Raw genomic sequence first — 16731 nt, forward strand, 5'->3', positions numbered from 1 at the left:
GAGGCTGGCTCAAATTAAAGGGTAGCCTATTTGGAGGGAGTATCGAGCATTTTTCGTGCTTGCGCGCCGTCAACGCCGCGGTTGACGGAAACCTTTCTTCCTTTTTTAAGGCCAACTTCATAATCTGCAGTCAGGTTTTTCATGGCTTCTTTAAGTTGTTTCTTAAAGGTTTCGCGATCGATATTTTGAAATTCTTTATCAATGTAGTCGTTGATTTTGTTTGCTGACTCATCATCTGGCGTGATCACTGGCAGTTTTTCAATGGCACCCTCAACCCAACCAGAAACAAACGAGTTCACGCGTCGAGTTACTTCCGGTGAAGAGGTGCCGCTGCCTGCAAAACTGTTACGGAATTGTCCAGTGCTCTCGTTCATTTCGCGGTAGATAATATCAAATGCAAATGCAGCAAAGATGGCGCGATCGGCTTCACCGATAAACTCAACACGTTTAAGCCCTTTGTGATTGAGCAATACCGCCTCAACGCCAAACTTGGTATTGATTCCGCGTATTACGCGTAAAAGGGTCGAGCTAATATTCGCTGGCAACAAGTGAGAAGATTGTGTCTTCCCCATCTTAATAAACTCAATATCGTCTTTATCTAGACCATATTTGAGCATCAGGCGATGAGCATCTTGATGGCGTTTGCTGCCTCATTGACGTTGGCGGAATTGCCCAGTTCTAAGCACTTGGCGATTTTTTTCAGAGCTTTTTGTTTATCCATCGACAACCAGTAACGAAAACAGAAAATTTAAGAAGTCAGACATATTACCTTTTTTGACACAAAAACGAAATACAGGAGTGGTTCGATCAGCACCCACAACATCCTTAACAAAGCCGCGCTGTGGGTGACTAGATGAGAATGATAGTTGGCTATAGCCCCAGTTGGTTTAGCAAGTCATCGGCATCGTCTTTTTTGCTCGATGGGACAGACGTTTTTTCTGCCATGTTTTTACGAGCCGCTTCTAAAATGTCATCAGGACTCTCGTCTTCGGCAATCTCAAATTCTTCCAATTGAATAAACTCAGTTTTATCCATGGCAAGCTCGAGATAAAAGATGTTGTTGTTTTCAGTAGAAAAGGTCACACGACGCGCCTGAGGACGATCAAGGTTAGTATCAACTTGCAATATCACCTGTTTGTTTAGTGCCAGCATTTTTGGTTGGTTTTGAGTAATATTGGTTTGCAGTTCTTTGCGGATTTTGTTGGTAAAATCACCCACTAACTGATTCATGAGCTCTCCAAGTACATCGCCAACTTCATCAGAGGTGTGTGAAATCGCCAGTTCATCTTCTGGCATGCCCATGTTACGCATGTAGTTGGTGTAAATTTCCAACGCGGCTTTTGCCGTAAAGTTGATTACCACTAAACCTGTAAACCCACCATCAAATAGAACAAAACAACCAAAGTCAGGCTTGAGACTCGTTTTATTGATTTTTTGCACCATCGCGGAATAGTTTACCTGAGAGGAGGTGGCTGAAGTTAAAACGCCAGACACCGACTGGCAAAGTTTTAGAAGAATATCTTCCGTTGTCACTATTTTATTTTTTTTCATTCTGAAAGCTCATATAGACATACTGTGTTCACCCAATGTACGGCATCACACCTAAAAAAATAAAGCTTAAGTTTAATTATTGTTGTGAGATTCTGATTTGATCGCTTTTTTAAATGTTGTAAAGTTACATGACTCAAAGAATATCCCGCCATTCTTGCTCCTTTGCTCGTCACTCAGCGTTAGCAAAAGCCAGGGTGTAGAATGCGCAAAATAATTAAATAACCCGTAGCTGATGGGATCAGTGCCGTAGGGGCAGGAAGCAAATGTTACCAAGATTACACTCGCAAACTGATGTTGACCCGCTCGTTCTCAAGTTTTTAAAAGAACTTGAACAAGTAGGATTTACTGGCGATATCGAGAGCCAATATTCAAGTCGACTAGCAGTCGCTACCGATAACAGTGTCTACCAACAACTTCCTCAAGCAGTTGTTCACCCTAAAACGACACAAGACGTTGCGCTGATAGGTAAACTCAGCAACCAAGAAAAATACGAACGAGTCACTTTTTCACCGCGCGGTGGTGGTACTGGAACCAATGGACAGTCACTGACCAAAGGGGTGGTGGTTGATCTATCTCGTCATATGAACAAAGTGTTGGAGATTAACGAAGAAGAAGGCTGGGTACGCGTTCAAACTGGTGTCATTAAAGATCAATTGAATGATGCAGTTCGACCTTATGGCTATTTCTTCTCTCCGGACTTATCAACCAGTAACCGAGCCACGATCGGTGGTATGGTCAATACGGATGCCTCAGGTCAGGGCTCGCTGAAATACGGAAAAACGTCAGATCATGTTCTGTCATTGCAAGCCGTATTCGCTGATGGCTCAATTTTAGAGTCAGACCTGTCTCATGGTTTCCCTAGCGAAGGCGAGTTTGCGGCAACCGCTTTAAATGTGACTGAATCCGTATGCCGAGAAAAGCGTCAACAAATTAATGACAAGTTCCCACCGTTAAACCGCTTTCTAACCGGTTATGATCTTAAAAATGCGCTGAATGAAGACGATGACCGTTTTGATATTACTCGCGTATTGTGTGGCGCGGAAGGATCATTAGCATTCATTACGGAAGCTAAGCTGAACCTCACTCGGATTCCGAAAGTACGTACTTTGGTGAACGTGAAGTACAACAGTTTTGACGCGGCATTGCGAAATGCGCCACTGATGGTACAAGCGAACGCAATGTCAGTGGAAACCGTGGATTCCCGAGTGCTTAACCTAGCAAAACAAGATATTGTTTGGCATACGGTGAGCGATTTAATCACGGATGTACCGAATAAAGAAATGCTGGGCATCAACATCGTTGAGTACGCGGGTGAGGACGAAGAAGAAATCGACTCACAAGTCGCGGCCCTTACCGCTAAGCTAGACACCATGCTTGAAAGTGAAGAGGCCGGTATTATCGGGTACCAAGTCTGTAATGACTTGTCGAGCATTGGTCGAATCTACAACATGCGTAAAAAAGCGGTGGGCTTACTTGGTGCGGCAAAAGGTCGGGCTAAACCCGTCCCATTTGCAGAAGATACCTGTGTACCACCAGAAAACTTAGCGGATTTTATTGCTGAATTCCGTCAGCTTCTCGATAGTAAATCACTGAATTACGGTATGTTTGGTCACGTTGATGCGGGAGTATTGCATGTGCGTCCAGCGTTAGATTTGTGTGACCCCCAACAAGAAGCCTTAATGCATGAAATCTCTGACGAAGTCGTTAAGCTGGTGGCGAAGTATGGCGGTTTAATGTGGGGTGAGCATGGTAAAGGTTATCGCTCCGAATATGGCCCGGAATTCTTCGGCGAAGAGTTGTTCACCGAATTGCGTCGTGTGAAAGCCGCATTCGATCCTCACAACAAGATGAACCCGGGTAAAATTTGTACGCCGTTAAATAGTGATGCAGAGTTGGTTAAGGTTACGGATACTAAACGTGGCTATTTCGATCGTCAGATTGACGTACAAGTCCGCGATAGCTTCAAGCAAGCGATGGAATGTAACGGCAACGGATTGTGTTTTAACTACGATACCAGTTCACCAATGTGCCCATCGATGAAGGTTACTGCTGATCGCCGTCATTCTCCGAAAGGGCGCGCTGGTCTAGTTCGCGAATGGCTACGTCAGTTGACCGAACAAGGCATCGATATTCTTGACTTAGAAAAGCAGACGCTGGAAAACAAATCTTCGATTAAATCCATGATCGATCGCGTTCGCCATACGGTAAATCGACGTCACGAGTATGATTTTTCTCATGAAGTCTACGAAGCTATGAATGGCTGCTTGGCATGTAAAGCGTGTGCAAGCCAGTGTCCAATCAAAGTGGACGTACCGAGTTTCCGCTCGCGTTTTCTCAATATTTACCATTCACGTTATCAGCGTCCGGCGAAGGATTACTTGGTGGCGAACATTGAAACCATGTTACCGCTGATGGCGAAAGCGCCGAGTGTGGTCAATGGTGTCTTAAAGCAATCTTGGGTGAAGAGCTTAACCGCTTCGACGGTCGGTTATGTGGATGCGCCGTTGTTGTCCGTGCCGACATTGAAAAAGCGTATTGAGTCTTTAACCACGCCTTACGACTTGCAACGCTTAAATGGCCTGTCTGAGCAAGAACGAAACAAGCATGTTTTGATCGTTCAAGACCCGTTTACGAGTTACTACGATGCGGATGTTGTGGAAGATTTTGTTAAGCTGTTAAAGAAACTGGGTATGAACCCGGTGATGCTGCCGTTTAAACCGAATGGCAAAGCTCAGCATATCAAAGGGTTTTTAGCACAGTTCAAAGATACGGCCATGGATACCTCTAAGTTTTTGTCTATGGTGGCGGAACTCAATATTCCGATGGTCGGTGTCGATCCTGCTCTAGTACTATGCTATCGCGATGAGTACGAAGAAATTTTGGGCAGTAAACGTGGTGACTTTGATGTTTTAACCGCGCACGAGTGGTTGTACCCGCGACTCGCTGAGTTTACCAAAGCGGATTCAACTCAGAGTGAACCCTGGTACTTGTTCGCGCATTGTACTGAGAAGACCAAACTTCCCAATGCGGAAAAAGAGTGGGGGGCGATTTTTGCCCACTTTGGCGCAAGGCTTACTACGGTGCCTGTTGGTTGTTGTGGGATGGCTGGTACCTTTGGGCATGAGGTCGACAAGTTACAGATGTCTAAAGACATTTATAACCTAAGCTGGAAGCCAAATTTAGATAAATTGGATAACGAGCGGTGTTTGATCACGGGGTATTCTTGTCGAAGTCAAGTGAAACGCTTTGAAGGAACCAAACCAAAACACCCGGTGCAAGCGCTATTAACTTTGCTATAACTCGCTTCTTAATACACTGATATAGCAATCTAGCCATAAAGCCCAGTCACGCTGGGCTTTTTAGTGGCTCATCGCTTACAACTTTATAAATGTATAACTTCGGACTGCAAAGGATTTGAAACGTGAGAAAGCTTGAACTCAAAATACCACCTGTTGCGGTGTTTTTACTGGTCACCCTAATCATGTACTGTGTGAAAGAAGTCACGCCTGGTTTTATGATTCATGTGCCTTTCGACGACTTCGTGGTTTCGGCGCTTGTTATTTTATCTGGATTTATTGGCATTGCTGGCGTGTACGAGTTTCGCAAAGTAAAGACGACAGTTAACCCAGTCAAGCCAGAAGCGGCCTCTTCTGTCGTTAATACTAGCGTCTTTGCGTATACACGCAATCCAATGTATTTAGCGTTGTTACTATTGATCATCGCATTGGGGCTCTGGTGGGAGCACTTAAGTGTTATTCCTTGCGGCATTTTATTTGTGTCTTATATGAATCGATATCAAATCAAACCGGAAGAACGAGCGTTAGAGCGATTGTTTGGCGACGAGTATCTGAAATATAAAAATCGTGTGCACCGTTGGATATAGGGGATTGTACAGGTAGGTGCACTCGTGCAAAGACGTTTAGATGGTCTTTAAGCGATGACGTTTATTCGGACACGATGAGCGAGAAGCGTTTGGTAGAGAGGGTTTTTACGAGTAGGAATCACTTTACAGAAAAGATTAACTGCGACGACTTGTTAAATCGTCGCCGCAAGAATAATCTCAAATTACGTTATAATTTGGGCAGTCCTTGATTAGGCCGCCTCAGTGAACTTTGCTAAAAATGCGTCTTTGCGGGCATGGAAGCGTTCAACCAAATCATCTACCGCGTCTTGGTCGTAAGGCTTCAAGCCACTCGCAACCATACGCTTGATACCAGTGCCTACCACAATGCCATCTTCTTTGAACGCAAAGTTCAGGGTAACGACACCGCGCTTACCTTCAACGTCGAAAGTTGCGCCTGTAAATTCTACTTCTGGGTGGGTGAGATCAAGGCGAGAAAACTCAACTTCCATACTTTCATAAATCACTAATGGACGCTGGCAGTTGATCATCATTTGTTGTTCTTCCATGAGAGGAACCATGATGTGTGGGAAGTTTTTCCCAGAAAACTGAACGTAGTTTGTGACAACGTGTTCAATAAACGCTGCATCGTGATTGGTTTCGCCTTCACGAGACATATGCAAATATTCTTTGCCCGCCTCATCAATCACGGCGCTTTCTTTCTCACACTTATTTTCGATATGCAGACCAACACCATCGCTTACCATACCTGAGAACTTAAAACGCATTTTTTTGCTGATGCCTTCTTTGCTTAATAAAACTGCAAAGAGTAGGTCGCCAGGAACACAGAAGCGCTTGTTATCTTCATCATGAATAGGGTTGAAATCACCCGCTACACGCTTAGCAAAGTGGCTAGCTTGTTCGCGAGTGAATTGAAATTGGTGATTAGTGTTTGAAAAATAAGGTGTTAGAAACATAATTTATACGTAGTAACCATAACTGTCAGGGATTATATGCGAAACGGGGTTTGCCAATGGTCCATCCAGTGACAATTTATCGATTATAACCGTTGTTTCGTTTACTTTCATTGCCTTTAAGTATAGACCAAAGCTCCACATTGATGTGGAGCTTAACGTGAGTATAAATGAGACTAAGGTGTACTTTTCTAGTGAGGTTCTACGCTTTGTGTTGCTTGTCTGCTAGTGCGGTGGTGATGTCCCAACACAACCGAGCCGCTAATCGCGCGGTTTGGCTATCGATATCGTAATTCGGGTTATACTCTGCGATGTCGGCTAGCATCAGCTTATTTTTGTAGTGAAGAACTCTCTCTAAGAACGGCGAGATGATGTCATAACTCACCCCACGAGCTGCGGGGGCGCTTACCCCTGGAGCTGTTGCCGCAGGGAATACGTCTAAATCAATAGTGAGATAGAGATAGTCACAATCGTCGATAAAACGTTGTAGCTGCATCAGATGATCGTTGTGGTTTAAATAGCTGAGTTGATGATCTTCAACGTACCAGACGTTAAGTTCATCTGCCTTTTGGAATAATGCTTGTGTATTGCTACTGCGGCTAACGCCTAAGCATGCGTAATGGAAAGACCAGTCATTGTTCTGACAAAAGTGCTGAATTTGATTAAAAGGCGTACCCGAGCTCGGCTTCACATCTGCCAGTGGACTTTCAAAAGCACGTAAATCAAAATGTGCATCAAAATTGATGATACCGATTTTCGGCTTTTTCTCTGGATGATGAGATTTAAAATACTCGGCTAACCCTGAGAATGACGCCCAAGCAATTTCGTGTCCACCTCCCAGCACGACAACAGGGGTGTGGGGAAGGGCTTCTGAAATGACCTTCGCGCAACGTGCTTGGCTTTCTTCCAGTAAGTCATCCTCACAAACAATGGTGCCCAAATCATAGAGCGGTGCGTCGTTATGCCATGCAAGGTTTGCTAAAGCACGGCGGATAAGATCGGGGGATTTTTTCGCTCCCGTTCTACCTTTATTCCTTGCCACTCCTGCATCAGTAGCAAAGCCCACCACTGAAACCCCTTGTGTTACTGTATCCAGCTCGCTGGTGGACAGGTGCTGGATGACATGATGAACGCGTTGACCAAGTTTTCCGTCTTCAGGGTCTTGACGGCCTTGCCAATGAAATAGAGGATTGTGTAGATCAGACTGTGACATGTTAACGGTCTCCATGCGCAATATACTCACCATTGACTATACGTCCTATCAGACGTTTTGCCCCGACTTGATAGCTTAAATCTGAAGGGTGTTCGATATCCCAAATAGAAAAGTCTGCGTCGTAGCCCACATCAATAACCCCACGGGTTGTCCCATAGCCAAGAGCTTTCGCTGCATGCTGAGTTACGCCGCGTAGAGATTCTTGGGGAGTCAGACGGAACAAAGTACATGCCATGTTCATCATTAACGTCAAATCTGAAAATGGCGATGTGCCTGGGTTAACATCCGTTGCGATCGCCATCGGGATGTTGTGTGCTCTCAATAAATCAATGGGTGGTAATTGCGTTTCTCTTAAGAAATAAAATGCGCCAGGAAGCAGCGTCGCAACGGTATTTGATTGAGCCAACGCAACAACACCGTCCTCATCGAGAAACTCAATATGATCAGCGGAAAGACCATTATAGCGTGCTGTAAGAGCGGTGCCTCCAAGGTTAGAAAGCTGTTCTGTATGACCTTTAACTTTTAAACCATGTTGTTTTGCCGCGGTGAAGACTTTTTCGGTTTGTTCAAGGTTAAAGCCGATGGATTCACAAAACACATCAACGCTGGTGGCGAGGTTTTCTTTTGCAACTAACGGAATCATGTCCTGACATACATGTGCGATGTAGTCGTCTGCACGACCAGTAAATTCAGGTGGCACGGCATGAGCGGCGAGCAGCGTGGTTGTTATCTTCACATTTCGCTCACATTCCAAGGCTTTTGCCGCACGAAGCATTTTCAATTCGTCCTCGAGTGTTAATCCATAACCCGATTTCACTTCAATAGACGTTACACCGCTGTTTAATAACCCATCTAAGCGAGGAAGCGCGAGCTCAACTAACTGTTCTTCTGACGCTGCTCTTGTCGCATTGACGGTAGATAAAATGCCACCACCTTGCTGGGCAATCTCTTGGTACGGTACACCATTCAGGCGCTTCTCAAACTCATTCGAGCGATTGCCTGCATAAACAAGATGAGTATGACAATCGATGAGGCCTGGCATCATTAGCATACCTTGTAGATCGAGTGTCTGAGCGTAATGTTGAGGAGACAAGAGTGATTCGGTATCTGGCTTGTCCTCACCACTGCATCGTGTACTTATGGCAACGATTTTTCCCGATTGAATACCTACACGAGCAGGGGGGGTGGGTTGATAGCCAGTTTCTCCTGGTGTCATGGTAACCAGACGTGCATTTTCAATCAGCAAATCCATTTTTGTATCCTGTTCGTTTATGTTATAAATGTATATACAATTAAATAAGGTAAAACCAAACCTTTAACAATAATCGTGGTAAGAAAGTGTGATCACAGCGTACAAGTCAGTGTTTGTTAAAGAAGCACTTTTGAGCTGAGTTTATATTTGTTGCCCGGGTGATAGAGAAGTGCGGTACTGACCAATTTATCTTGGCTCCAGGTCCTTCGGTTTAATAGTAGACATGGTTCATTCGCTTGCATGTTTAAATCATGCTTAATACGGCTTTCTGGAACAATCGCCTCAACCGTGTGTTCAATTGCACTGAGCGGGCAATTATCTGAGAGATATTGATTAGGCGTTATTTGCGTAAAGTCTTGTTTTAGGTAGCTTGGTGCGTACTGGCTGTTTACCCAACGCAGTTCCAGTTGAATGGGTGTGCCGTTCTCGTAATGAACGATTTCGCTATAGAATACTTGTGTGCCAAGCATGACACCAAGTTTGGTTGCAATCTTATCGTCTGCCTTTATGGTGATTTGCTGGAGTACTTTGCTTTGATATTGGCATCCTCGGTCACGAACTTCCTGAGCAATATTACGAATGTCTAGTAAAGGCGACTCTGACTTTTCGCTAGGCTCGCAAACAAACGTGCCGAGTCTTGGACGGCGTTGCAGCTTGCCTTCGTTAACTAGATCTCGAATCGCTTTGTTAACGGTCATTCGGCTGACAGAAAACATCTCGGTTAACTCGAGTTCTGTGGCGATACGCTGTCCCACTTCCCATTCTCGTGACTCGATTTTTTCGAGTATAAATTGCTTTATTTGTTGGTAAAGTGGTGTGGACATGCGGATTCCTTTTATTTGACTATACAAATACTGCTTGCTTTACCTGTAGATTGCAACTCTTTCGTTCACTATTCCGGGTATACTTCAATGAGCATGACTCACGTATCAAGAGACGAGCAGTGCTAAAGTGAAGCTCGAAATGCCCCGTATTCTTGAGTTGTATTGCTTGAAGCAAACATGACAATTGTGTAAACAAGAAACACAAATCAAAATCATAAAGTCACATAAGGTAAGACATGTTCAAAAAATTAAAAGCATCGCTCGGTATTGGGGCTGCAAAAGTGGATACCATTTTACAAGAAATGAGTGTCTACCAAGGCGCAACGTTACAAGGGTATGTCCAGATTACAGGCGGTGACATTGAGCAAAAAATAGATGCGATCACCATTAAGCTGAATACCGAAATGAAAGTAGAAGTGGATGATAGTGTGAGTTATCAAACATTTACTATTGACCAGCTTAAAGCGGTAGAGCCTTTTGTGATTCAACCCAATGAAGAGAAACAAGTGCCATTTCAGTTGAAGTTGCACGACGAAACGCCGATAACGCTGGTCAATGCATTAAAAAATCAATGCCACGTTTGGTTAGAAACCACGTTAGATATCGACTTTGCCATGGATCCACGTGATCGTGATTACATCGAAGTCAAACCTTTACCTGTGGCCTCACGTGTTATTCAGGCCATAGAACAAGCGGGCTATACGATGGTAAAAGCGGATGTGGAAAAAGGCTTTTTGCGTGGGGGAGCGTTCACTTCACGTTCTGGGGTTTATCAGGAACTCGAGTTTCGCAACAATGGCTTCGTTACCATGAAAGAAATTGAGCTTTCCTTTATTTTACAAGGGCAGGTGATCCATTGCTTAGCCGAGGTTGACCGAGCATTAAGTCTAGCTGGCGATCAGTACCGTTCTTTTACTCTCCCCATCAATGCGTCAGATGCACAAGTATCGTCTGCTATCTCGCCTATCTTAAGTTTATAAGTAAGCGAATGCACTGGTAAGCTGAGGAGCAGAGAAGTACCGATATCCACGCTATGAGGCGATATCGGTACTGATTTGTGCGCTGCCCGTACAGGACTGAAGGACAGCGTATTCGCTTTTCAATCGGTTAACTTTGAGCGATTTTAACTCGGATTTTGCTCTTAGCGACAGTTGAAAGGTTTAGGTTTTTCACGGCTGCTTTAGCCTCACTTTCGTCAGGCATTTCGACAAACGCGAAACCTTTTGATAAACCTGTTTCTTGGTCTAATACCAAGTTGCACTCTGTTACGGTGCCGTGTGCGGAAAAAAGAACACGAATTTCATGTTCTGTTGTTGAACGCTCAAGATTGCGAACTAAAAGTTTCATAATGGTTGCCTAATATAAAATGCAGCCTAAGTGTCGCAGGTAAGTCAAAAAAAACCAAGAAAATATGAAGGTAATCATAACCACCAACGCTTGCTTATCGAAGGTTGTTTCGTTTTTTATTCAAGGGACGGCATTAAATACATAACCAGTTGTCATCCCCACGTTTGCTGGCAATATCAGAATAAAGTAGCGACTTAATACAGTGTCCATGATTTCATATCGCATATATATGGAATGTGCGCTAGTTAATAATTTTCGTCTAACTCCTCTTCGAGATCGTGATAATTATAACAAAATCGCCTGCTACTGGTAACGTTCCCGAAATATATTCGATAATATCGCATCATTGACAGAAATGACAAAGATGCTTTGGTAAATAGCTTCTATATTCTGGCTTTACAAAGAAATTTAACGTCAACATATGCTTGCATTTTTTATTGGGAACGTTTGCATGAATCCTACATAAATTAACGTGAGACTATGGAAATGAAACGACACACTTTAGCAATGGCAATCGCGCTTGGACTTATTACCGCACCGACCTTCGCAGCAACTGATGTGGATGCGCTAGAGCAGCGAATTAATGAATTGGAGCAGCGGTTAGAGCAAACAGAGAAAGTTTCAACAGAAGCAAACGATAAAGCGTCAAGTTTTGAGTTCCACGGCTATGCGCGTTCAGGATTACTCGTTAATGATGATCTGAATGGTGCTACAGGGAGTGGGCCATATATGACAGCTGCAGGCGCAATTGGTGCGCCAGTTGGACGTCTTGGCTTAGAAGATGACCATTATGTCGAGGCAAACTTAATCCATAAGCGTTTTGCAGATGATGGTTCGAGTGCACTATTTCGTATTATGCTTGCCGATAGTACTGAAACGAACAATGAATGGACGTCGAGTGAAAGCCAACTTAACGTTCGTCAGGTCTATGCTGAGTTAAATCAACTGACCATGTTTGCTGACTCAGAGACCTTTTCTGATGCAACGTTTTGGGCGGGCAAACGTTTTGACAGAGATAATTTTGACATCCACTTCTTTGATTCAGATATTGTGTTTTTATCTGGTACAGGCGCGGGCGTTTATGATGTTCAGTTGAGTGACGCATGGAAAGCAAACTTTTCTATTTATGGCCGTGATTTCGGTGAAATTGATAGTTCTTCAACAGACGTTGAAAACTATATCGCGACGATGAATAACCGCTTTGGCAACTGGCAACTGATGCTCAGTGGTATGACGTCGAAGGATAATGACGATCGTGAGAAAGGCGCTGCAGAGAACGGTTTCCATGCCATGTTGGCTTACCATAGCGACAGCTTCTTTGGTCTCAGTGAAGGCTTCTCGAAAACGGGTGTCTTGATGGGGAATGGGCTAGGTGCAGAACTAAAAGGCATTGGTTCAAACGGTGACTTGCTTGATGATGCGAAAGCGGTACGCCTGTTTAGCTATGGCGTGACGAGAATTGGAGATAATTGGCGCGTTGCGCCTGCATTACTGGCTGAGCATAGTCAGGATCGTTTTGACGACAATGATGAGTTTACGTGGGCCTCAGTTAACGTACGATTGGCTCAAGAATTTACCCAAAACTTTGAGATGGTTTACGAAGGTTCATACCAATACATGGATTTGGACAATGCGATGGACAAGGCGAGTGGTAGCTTCTACAAAGTGACATTGGCCCCGACACTGAAGATGTCAACAAGTGCTGGGTTCTTTGACCGACCAGAGCTTCGCTTTGCTACCAGCTACGTTGATTGGAGTGAAGACTTAAATGGTTACGCTATCAGTCAAGATGCTGGTGCTGCAACGATGGGCGAGGGTGGTGAAGTCATCTTTGCGCTTCAAATGGAGACTTGGTTCTAACGCCATCGTAACCAATTACAAGCTCACAATGCCAACCCTCTCCGGTTGGCATTTTTGTGGTCATTAACTAGAGATGAATCAACAGGATTGGCGATCAATGGTTTTAAAGGTTAAAACGACTTTACTCATTTCAAATCCCCGGTTTTCGATTCTATCTAACAATAACTTAGCGCCATTTACTCCGGCTTTGTCAAAGGCATAATTAAAGGTCGAAAGTGTGGGCGTACAGACAGATGCAAGTTCATCATCTCCCACACCAAGTACCGCAATATCTTCACCTGGTGTGAATCCAAGCTCTTGAATCGCTTGCATTGCACCGACGGCAATACGGTCAGTCGCGCAAAACAACCCATCGAGTTGTGGAAACTCTGCCAGTTTTTGTTTCGCGAGTTTATAGCCAGATTCGATACTAAAATCACCACGAGCATGAAACAGGAGCTCAAACCCGTGTTGATGTAAAGATTGAATGAAACCCTCAGATCGCTGCTTATCTACCGCAATATCGTCACCTTGTACGCCAATAAACCCCATCGATTGACAGCCTTTGGCGACCAATCGATTGCCAGCTTCAAACCCGACTCTGGAGTCGTCGTGAATAATACTTGGGATGTTAAACATGGACCGTCCTGACCAACAATAACAACGGGAACCGCAGAGTTTTGAATCGCTTTAACCAGCGCACTATCTAAGTTTGTTGCGTAGAGAATGATACCCTCAACGCGCTTTTGGTTAAAAATTTGAATATATTCAAGCTCTTTATCATGAGCTTGATGGGTGCTAGCCAACAGAACGTGTTTCCCTGCTTGTTCAAGCACAGCGGTTAAACCGTCCACACCTTGCGCTGTAGCATGAGACGAGACCCGAGGAACAATGACACCTACGAGGTTAGTTGTGCGCGATTTAAGATCTTTAGCAACTTGATTGGGAACGTAGCCGCACTCCGCCACGGCTTGGCGTACTTTCAGCTTGGTGGCTTCTTTCACACCATACTCATCGTTTATAACCCGTGAAACTGTTGATTTCGAAACGCCAGCTAGACGGGCGACATCATGCAGACTCGCCATTATTTATATCCATTGTTTATTTTTAGTTTTGGGATTGTTTGCAAAGAATCAATCAAACTCTTTTCTATTAGGTGGCAATTTTAACTGCCTTGTTTCTAATTAGGGAGAAAATTTAAAGATCGCCCTCACATTCTCATGCCTTTATCTTTGATCAATTGACGTTAATGCGCAAAAATCCTTATTGCAAACGTTCCCAAAAATGGCAAGCTCAAAATATAATCCAATGGGGTATGAAATGAATTATCCGGCAGTAGCAAAAGAGCTGTTAACTCTATTAGGCGGTAAAAGCAACATTACTGCACTGGCGCATTGTGCGACGCGTTTACGCCTTGCCGTAGCTGATGAGCAAAAAATAGATGAACAAGCTATCGATAACCTTGAAGGGGTAAAAGGCCAATTTAAGGTGGCAGGTCAGTACCAAATTATCTTTGGTTCTGGCATCGTTAACCAAGTTTACGCAGAACTGGCAAAGTTAACCGGCATGAGTGAAATGTCCACGAAAGACGTTGCTTCTGCTGGGGCAGATAATCAAAACATTATTCAACGTGCCGTCAAAGGATTGTCCGACATTTTTGTCCCAATCATTCCAGCGATTGTCGCGGGTGGTTTGTTGATGGGTATTTACAACTTGCTGACGGCGCAAGGGTTATTTATCGACGGCGAATCGTTGATTGGCGCGAACCCAGGTTTGGCTGATTTGGCGAATATGATTAATACGTTCGCTAATGCTCCTTTTGTATACTTACCCATTTTATTAGCGTTTTCAGCCAGTAAAAAGTTTGGCGGCAACCCTTTTCTAGGCGCTGCTTTAGGCATGTTGATGGTCCATCCTGAATTATTGAATGGATGGGGCTTTGGCGGGGCATCTGTTTCCGGTGATATCCCAGTTTGGAACATACTCGGGTTCGAAATTCAAAAAGTGGGCTACCAAGGCTCAGTGCTTCCCGTTTTGGTTTCGGCGTTTATTCTGGCGAAAGTTGAACTCGGCTTGCGTAAAGTTGTGCCATCGGTGCTAGATAACTTGCTGACTCCGCTGCTCTCAATTTTTATTGCCGGTTTATTAACGTTTACGCTTGTTGGGCCGTTTACACGTGATATTGGTTTCCTTCTTGGCGATGGCTTGAACTGGCTCTACAACTCAGCGGGTTTTGTTGGTGGCGCGGTATTTGGCCTTCTCTATGCGCCATTTGTTATTACTGGGATGCATCACAGCTTTATTGCTATCGAGACTCAACTTCTTGCGGATATCGCGACAACTGGCGGAACCTTCATCTTCCCGATTGCGGCGATGTCGAACATTTCCCAAGGTGCAGCAGCGTTGGCTGTTGGTGTGATGAGCGAGATAAGAAGATGAAAGGTATCGCGATACCATCAGGCGTAACTGGTCTATTGGGTATTACAGAGCCCGCTATGTTCGGTGTGAACCTGAAACTTCGTTACCCATTCATTGCGGCGGTATGCGCGGCAGCTGTATCCAGTGCTTTCATTACTATGTTCAATGTCAAAGCTCAGGCTCTAGGTGCAGCAGGTCTGCCTGGTATTATCTCCATCACTCCAGAAAAAATTGGCTACTACATTGCGGGTATGGCGATTGCGTTTATTACTGCGTTTGTGCTGACGGTACTTTTGGGACTTCGTGAGCGAGCGAAACTAAACAAGAAGGCGACAGCTTAACTATAACTCCTGAGGGTGGAATCCCCCCATTCCACTGCTTTTCCGAAATGCTCGGGGAGCTAGCCAAGCAGAGTCGGCTTGGCTAGCCTTTTTTATATTTTATCTCGGTAGTACTAAGAGTGAATAACGACGAGAGTGAGTGGTGTTAGCATGAACTCACACTGGCTATCGAGAATTTGAACGTTAGGGTAAGAAAGATGAATCAAGTTTGGGTAACTGGAGACGCAGTTGTTGATCTCATTCCAGAATCTGACACGACGCTGCTCAAGTGTCCGGGCGGTGCTCCAGCCAACGTCGCTGTTGCGGTTGCTCGGTTAGCGGGTAAAAGCGGCTTTTTTGGCCGTGTGGGGCGTGATCCTTTTGGTGATTTTATGGAATCAACATTATGTCAAGAAGGCGTCAATACTCAGTTTTTAGTTAAAGATCCTGACCAGCGCACTTCAACTGTGGTTGTTGATCTGGACGATGACGGCGAACGAAGTTTCACCTTTATGGTGAAGCCTAGTGCAGACCAATTTATGTCTATAGAAGATATTCCTGCTTTCAAGCAAGGTGATTGGTTGCATGTCTGTTCGATCTCGCTAGCAAATGAGCCGAGTAGAAGCAGTACTTTTGAAGCCATGACACGAGTAAAAGCCGCTGGTGGTTTCGTTAGTTTTGATCCAAATTTACGTGAAGAGGTGTGGCAAAACCGCTCAGAAATCATTGGTGTCGTGATGCAAGCGGTCGAGATGGCTGATGTTGTTAAATTTTCCGAAGAAGAGCTCCTTTTCCTAACTGGCTCTGATTCGATGGAGCACGGCCTCAAACACATATCGGACTTAGGAATACCTCTCGTTTTAATCACTCAAGGTGCTAAAGGGGTGTTGCGAGTGTTTGAAAAGCACAGTGAGTTAGTCACTGGGCGAGTAGTCACTCCCACTGATACGACAGGCGCAGGAGATGCGTTTGTGGGTGGTTTACTCGCGAGTTTAGCTCAGCATGAAAATTGGAAAGACCTTCATGTTATCAACACTGCCATTCTTTGGGCGAACGGTTGTGGGGCATTAGCGACCACACAAAAAGGCGCGATGACTGCGCTCCCGACCCAGTCTGAATTGCTGCAGTTTATTCATCAATGATCGCCAGATC

At 44.6% G+C, this 16731-nt stretch carries 11 protein-coding genes and 3 pseudogenes; 6 read left to right on the forward strand and 8 right to left on the reverse strand.

Annotated features, from left to right (window positions below; all coding sequences use genetic code 11):
* Nucleotides 1-26: 26 nt before the first annotated feature.
* Both SU60_RS10800 and SU60_RS10805 read right to left on the reverse strand, forming a co-directional pair.
* Nucleotides 27-721, reverse strand: a pseudogene (locus SU60_RS10800) (DUF2786 domain-containing protein).
* Between the two features lie 149 nt (nucleotides 722-870).
* On the reverse strand, nucleotides 871-1551 hold the full coding sequence (locus SU60_RS10805) for a DUF3334 family protein (RefSeq protein WP_041155508.1): 681 nt from the start codon (nucleotides 1549-1551) through the stop codon (nucleotides 871-873).
* Nucleotides 1552-1814: 263 nt separating this feature from the next.
* Here SU60_RS10805 and ydiJ point away from each other — a divergent pair, with 263 nt between their 5' ends.
* Both ydiJ and SU60_RS10815 read left to right on the forward strand, forming a co-directional pair.
* Entirely contained in the window at nucleotides 1815-4850 is a 3036-nt protein-coding gene (ydiJ, locus tag SU60_RS10810; protein WP_041155509.1) for a D-2-hydroxyglutarate dehydrogenase YdiJ, read from the forward strand.
* Nucleotides 4851-4972: 122 nt separating this feature from the next.
* Nucleotides 4973-5434 carry a methyltransferase family protein gene (locus SU60_RS10815; RefSeq protein ID WP_041155510.1) on the forward strand — a complete coding sequence of 154 codons (462 nt, stop codon included), beginning with the start codon at nucleotides 4973-4975 and terminating at the stop codon, nucleotides 5432-5434.
* A 209-nt stretch (nucleotides 5435-5643) separates the two neighbouring features.
* Here SU60_RS10815 and SU60_RS10820 read toward each other — a convergent pair whose 3' ends face one another.
* From SU60_RS10820 to hutC, 4 genes are all read right to left on the reverse strand, one after another.
* Nucleotides 5644-6369 carry a DUF3581 domain-containing protein gene (locus SU60_RS10820; RefSeq protein ID WP_041155511.1) on the reverse strand — a complete coding sequence of 242 codons (726 nt, stop codon included), beginning with the start codon at nucleotides 6367-6369 and terminating at the stop codon, nucleotides 5644-5646.
* A 199-nt stretch (nucleotides 6370-6568) separates the two neighbouring features.
* Nucleotides 6569-7579 (reverse strand): formimidoylglutamase, encoded by a 1011-nt coding sequence (hutG, locus tag SU60_RS10825; RefSeq protein ID WP_041155512.1) that lies wholly within the window; start codon nucleotides 7577-7579, stop codon nucleotides 6569-6571.
* 1 nt (nucleotide 7580) lies between these two features.
* Entirely contained in the window at nucleotides 7581-8831 is a 1251-nt protein-coding gene (gene hutI / locus SU60_RS10830; RefSeq protein ID WP_041155513.1) for an imidazolonepropionase, read from the reverse strand.
* 116 nt (nucleotides 8832-8947) lie between these two features.
* Nucleotides 8948-9655, reverse strand: a complete 708-nt coding sequence (gene hutC, locus SU60_RS10835) for a histidine utilization transcriptional repressor HutC (protein ID WP_041155514.1) — start codon at nucleotides 9653-9655, stop codon at nucleotides 8948-8950.
* A gap of 236 nt (nucleotides 9656-9891) precedes the next feature.
* On the opposite strand from hutC, the gene SU60_RS10840 reads away from it, so the two are divergent.
* Nucleotides 9892-10635, forward strand: a complete 744-nt coding sequence (locus tag SU60_RS10840) for a sporulation protein (RefSeq protein WP_041155515.1) — start codon at nucleotides 9892-9894, stop codon at nucleotides 10633-10635.
* A 127-nt stretch (nucleotides 10636-10762) separates the two neighbouring features.
* On the opposite strand, the gene SU60_RS10845 is transcribed toward SU60_RS10840, so the two are convergent.
* Complete coding sequence (locus SU60_RS10845; protein ID WP_041155516.1) at nucleotides 10763-11002, reverse strand: RNA recognition motif domain-containing protein; 240 nt, start codon at nucleotides 11000-11002, stop codon at nucleotides 10763-10765.
* 486 nt (nucleotides 11003-11488) lie between these two features.
* On the opposite strand from SU60_RS10845, the gene SU60_RS10850 reads away from it, so the two are divergent.
* Complete coding sequence (locus SU60_RS10850; protein WP_084735762.1) at nucleotides 11489-12862, forward strand: carbohydrate porin; 1374 nt, start codon at nucleotides 11489-11491, stop codon at nucleotides 12860-12862.
* Nucleotides 12863-12940: 78 nt separating this feature from the next.
* Here the strand turns inward: SU60_RS10850 and SU60_RS10855 are convergent.
* Nucleotides 12941-13926 (reverse strand): annotated as a pseudogene (locus SU60_RS10855) (LacI family DNA-binding transcriptional regulator).
* Nucleotides 13927-14161: 235 nt separating this feature from the next.
* On the opposite strand from SU60_RS10855, the pseudogene SU60_RS10860 reads away from it, so the two are divergent.
* Nucleotides 14162-15600: pseudogene (locus SU60_RS10860) on the forward strand (sucrose-specific PTS transporter subunit IIBC).
* A 197-nt stretch (nucleotides 15601-15797) separates the two neighbouring features.
* Nucleotides 15798-16721: an aminoimidazole riboside kinase gene (locus SU60_RS10865; RefSeq protein WP_041155518.1), complete on the forward strand. Its 924-nt coding sequence runs from the start codon at nucleotides 15798-15800 to the stop codon at nucleotides 16719-16721.
* Nucleotides 16722-16731 lie beyond the last annotated feature (10 nt).

It is taken from the genome of Vibrio mytili, from assembly GCF_000830505.1.
In the GTDB taxonomy this organism is placed as follows: Bacteria; Pseudomonadota; Gammaproteobacteria; order Enterobacterales; family Vibrionaceae; genus Vibrio; species Vibrio mytili.

Bases quoted from the DNA above. Each gene is read 5' to 3' on its own strand.
- hutI (WP_041155513.1), bottom strand. From the start codon at position 8,831: ATGGATTTGCTGATTGAAAATGCACGTCTGGTTACCATGACACCAGGA.
- SU60_RS10805 (WP_041155508.1), bottom strand. From the start codon at position 1,551: ATGAAAAAAAATAAAATAGTGACAACGGAAGATATTCTTCTAAAACTT.
- SU60_RS10850 (WP_084735762.1), top strand. From the start codon at position 11,489: ATGAAACGACACACTTTAGCAATGGCAATCGCGCTTGGACTTATTACC.
- SU60_RS10845 (WP_041155516.1), bottom strand. From the start codon at position 11,002: ATGAAACTTTTAGTTCGCAATCTTGAGCGTTCAACAACAGAACATGAA.
- hutC (WP_041155514.1), bottom strand. From the start codon at position 9,655: ATGTCCACACCACTTTACCAACAAATAAAGCAATTTATACTCGAAAAA.
- SU60_RS10820 (WP_041155511.1), bottom strand. From the start codon at position 6,369: ATGTTTCTAACACCTTATTTTTCAAACACTAATCACCAATTTCAATTC.
- hutG (WP_041155512.1), bottom strand. From the start codon at position 7,579: ATGTCACAGTCTGATCTACACAATCCTCTATTTCATTGGCAAGGCCGT.
- ydiJ (WP_041155509.1), top strand. From the start codon at position 1,815: ATGTTACCAAGATTACACTCGCAAACTGATGTTGACCCGCTCGTTCTC.
- SU60_RS10865 (WP_041155518.1), top strand. From the start codon at position 15,798: ATGAATCAAGTTTGGGTAACTGGAGACGCAGTTGTTGATCTCATTCCA.
- SU60_RS10840 (WP_041155515.1), top strand. From the start codon at position 9,892: ATGTTCAAAAAATTAAAAGCATCGCTCGGTATTGGGGCTGCAAAAGTG.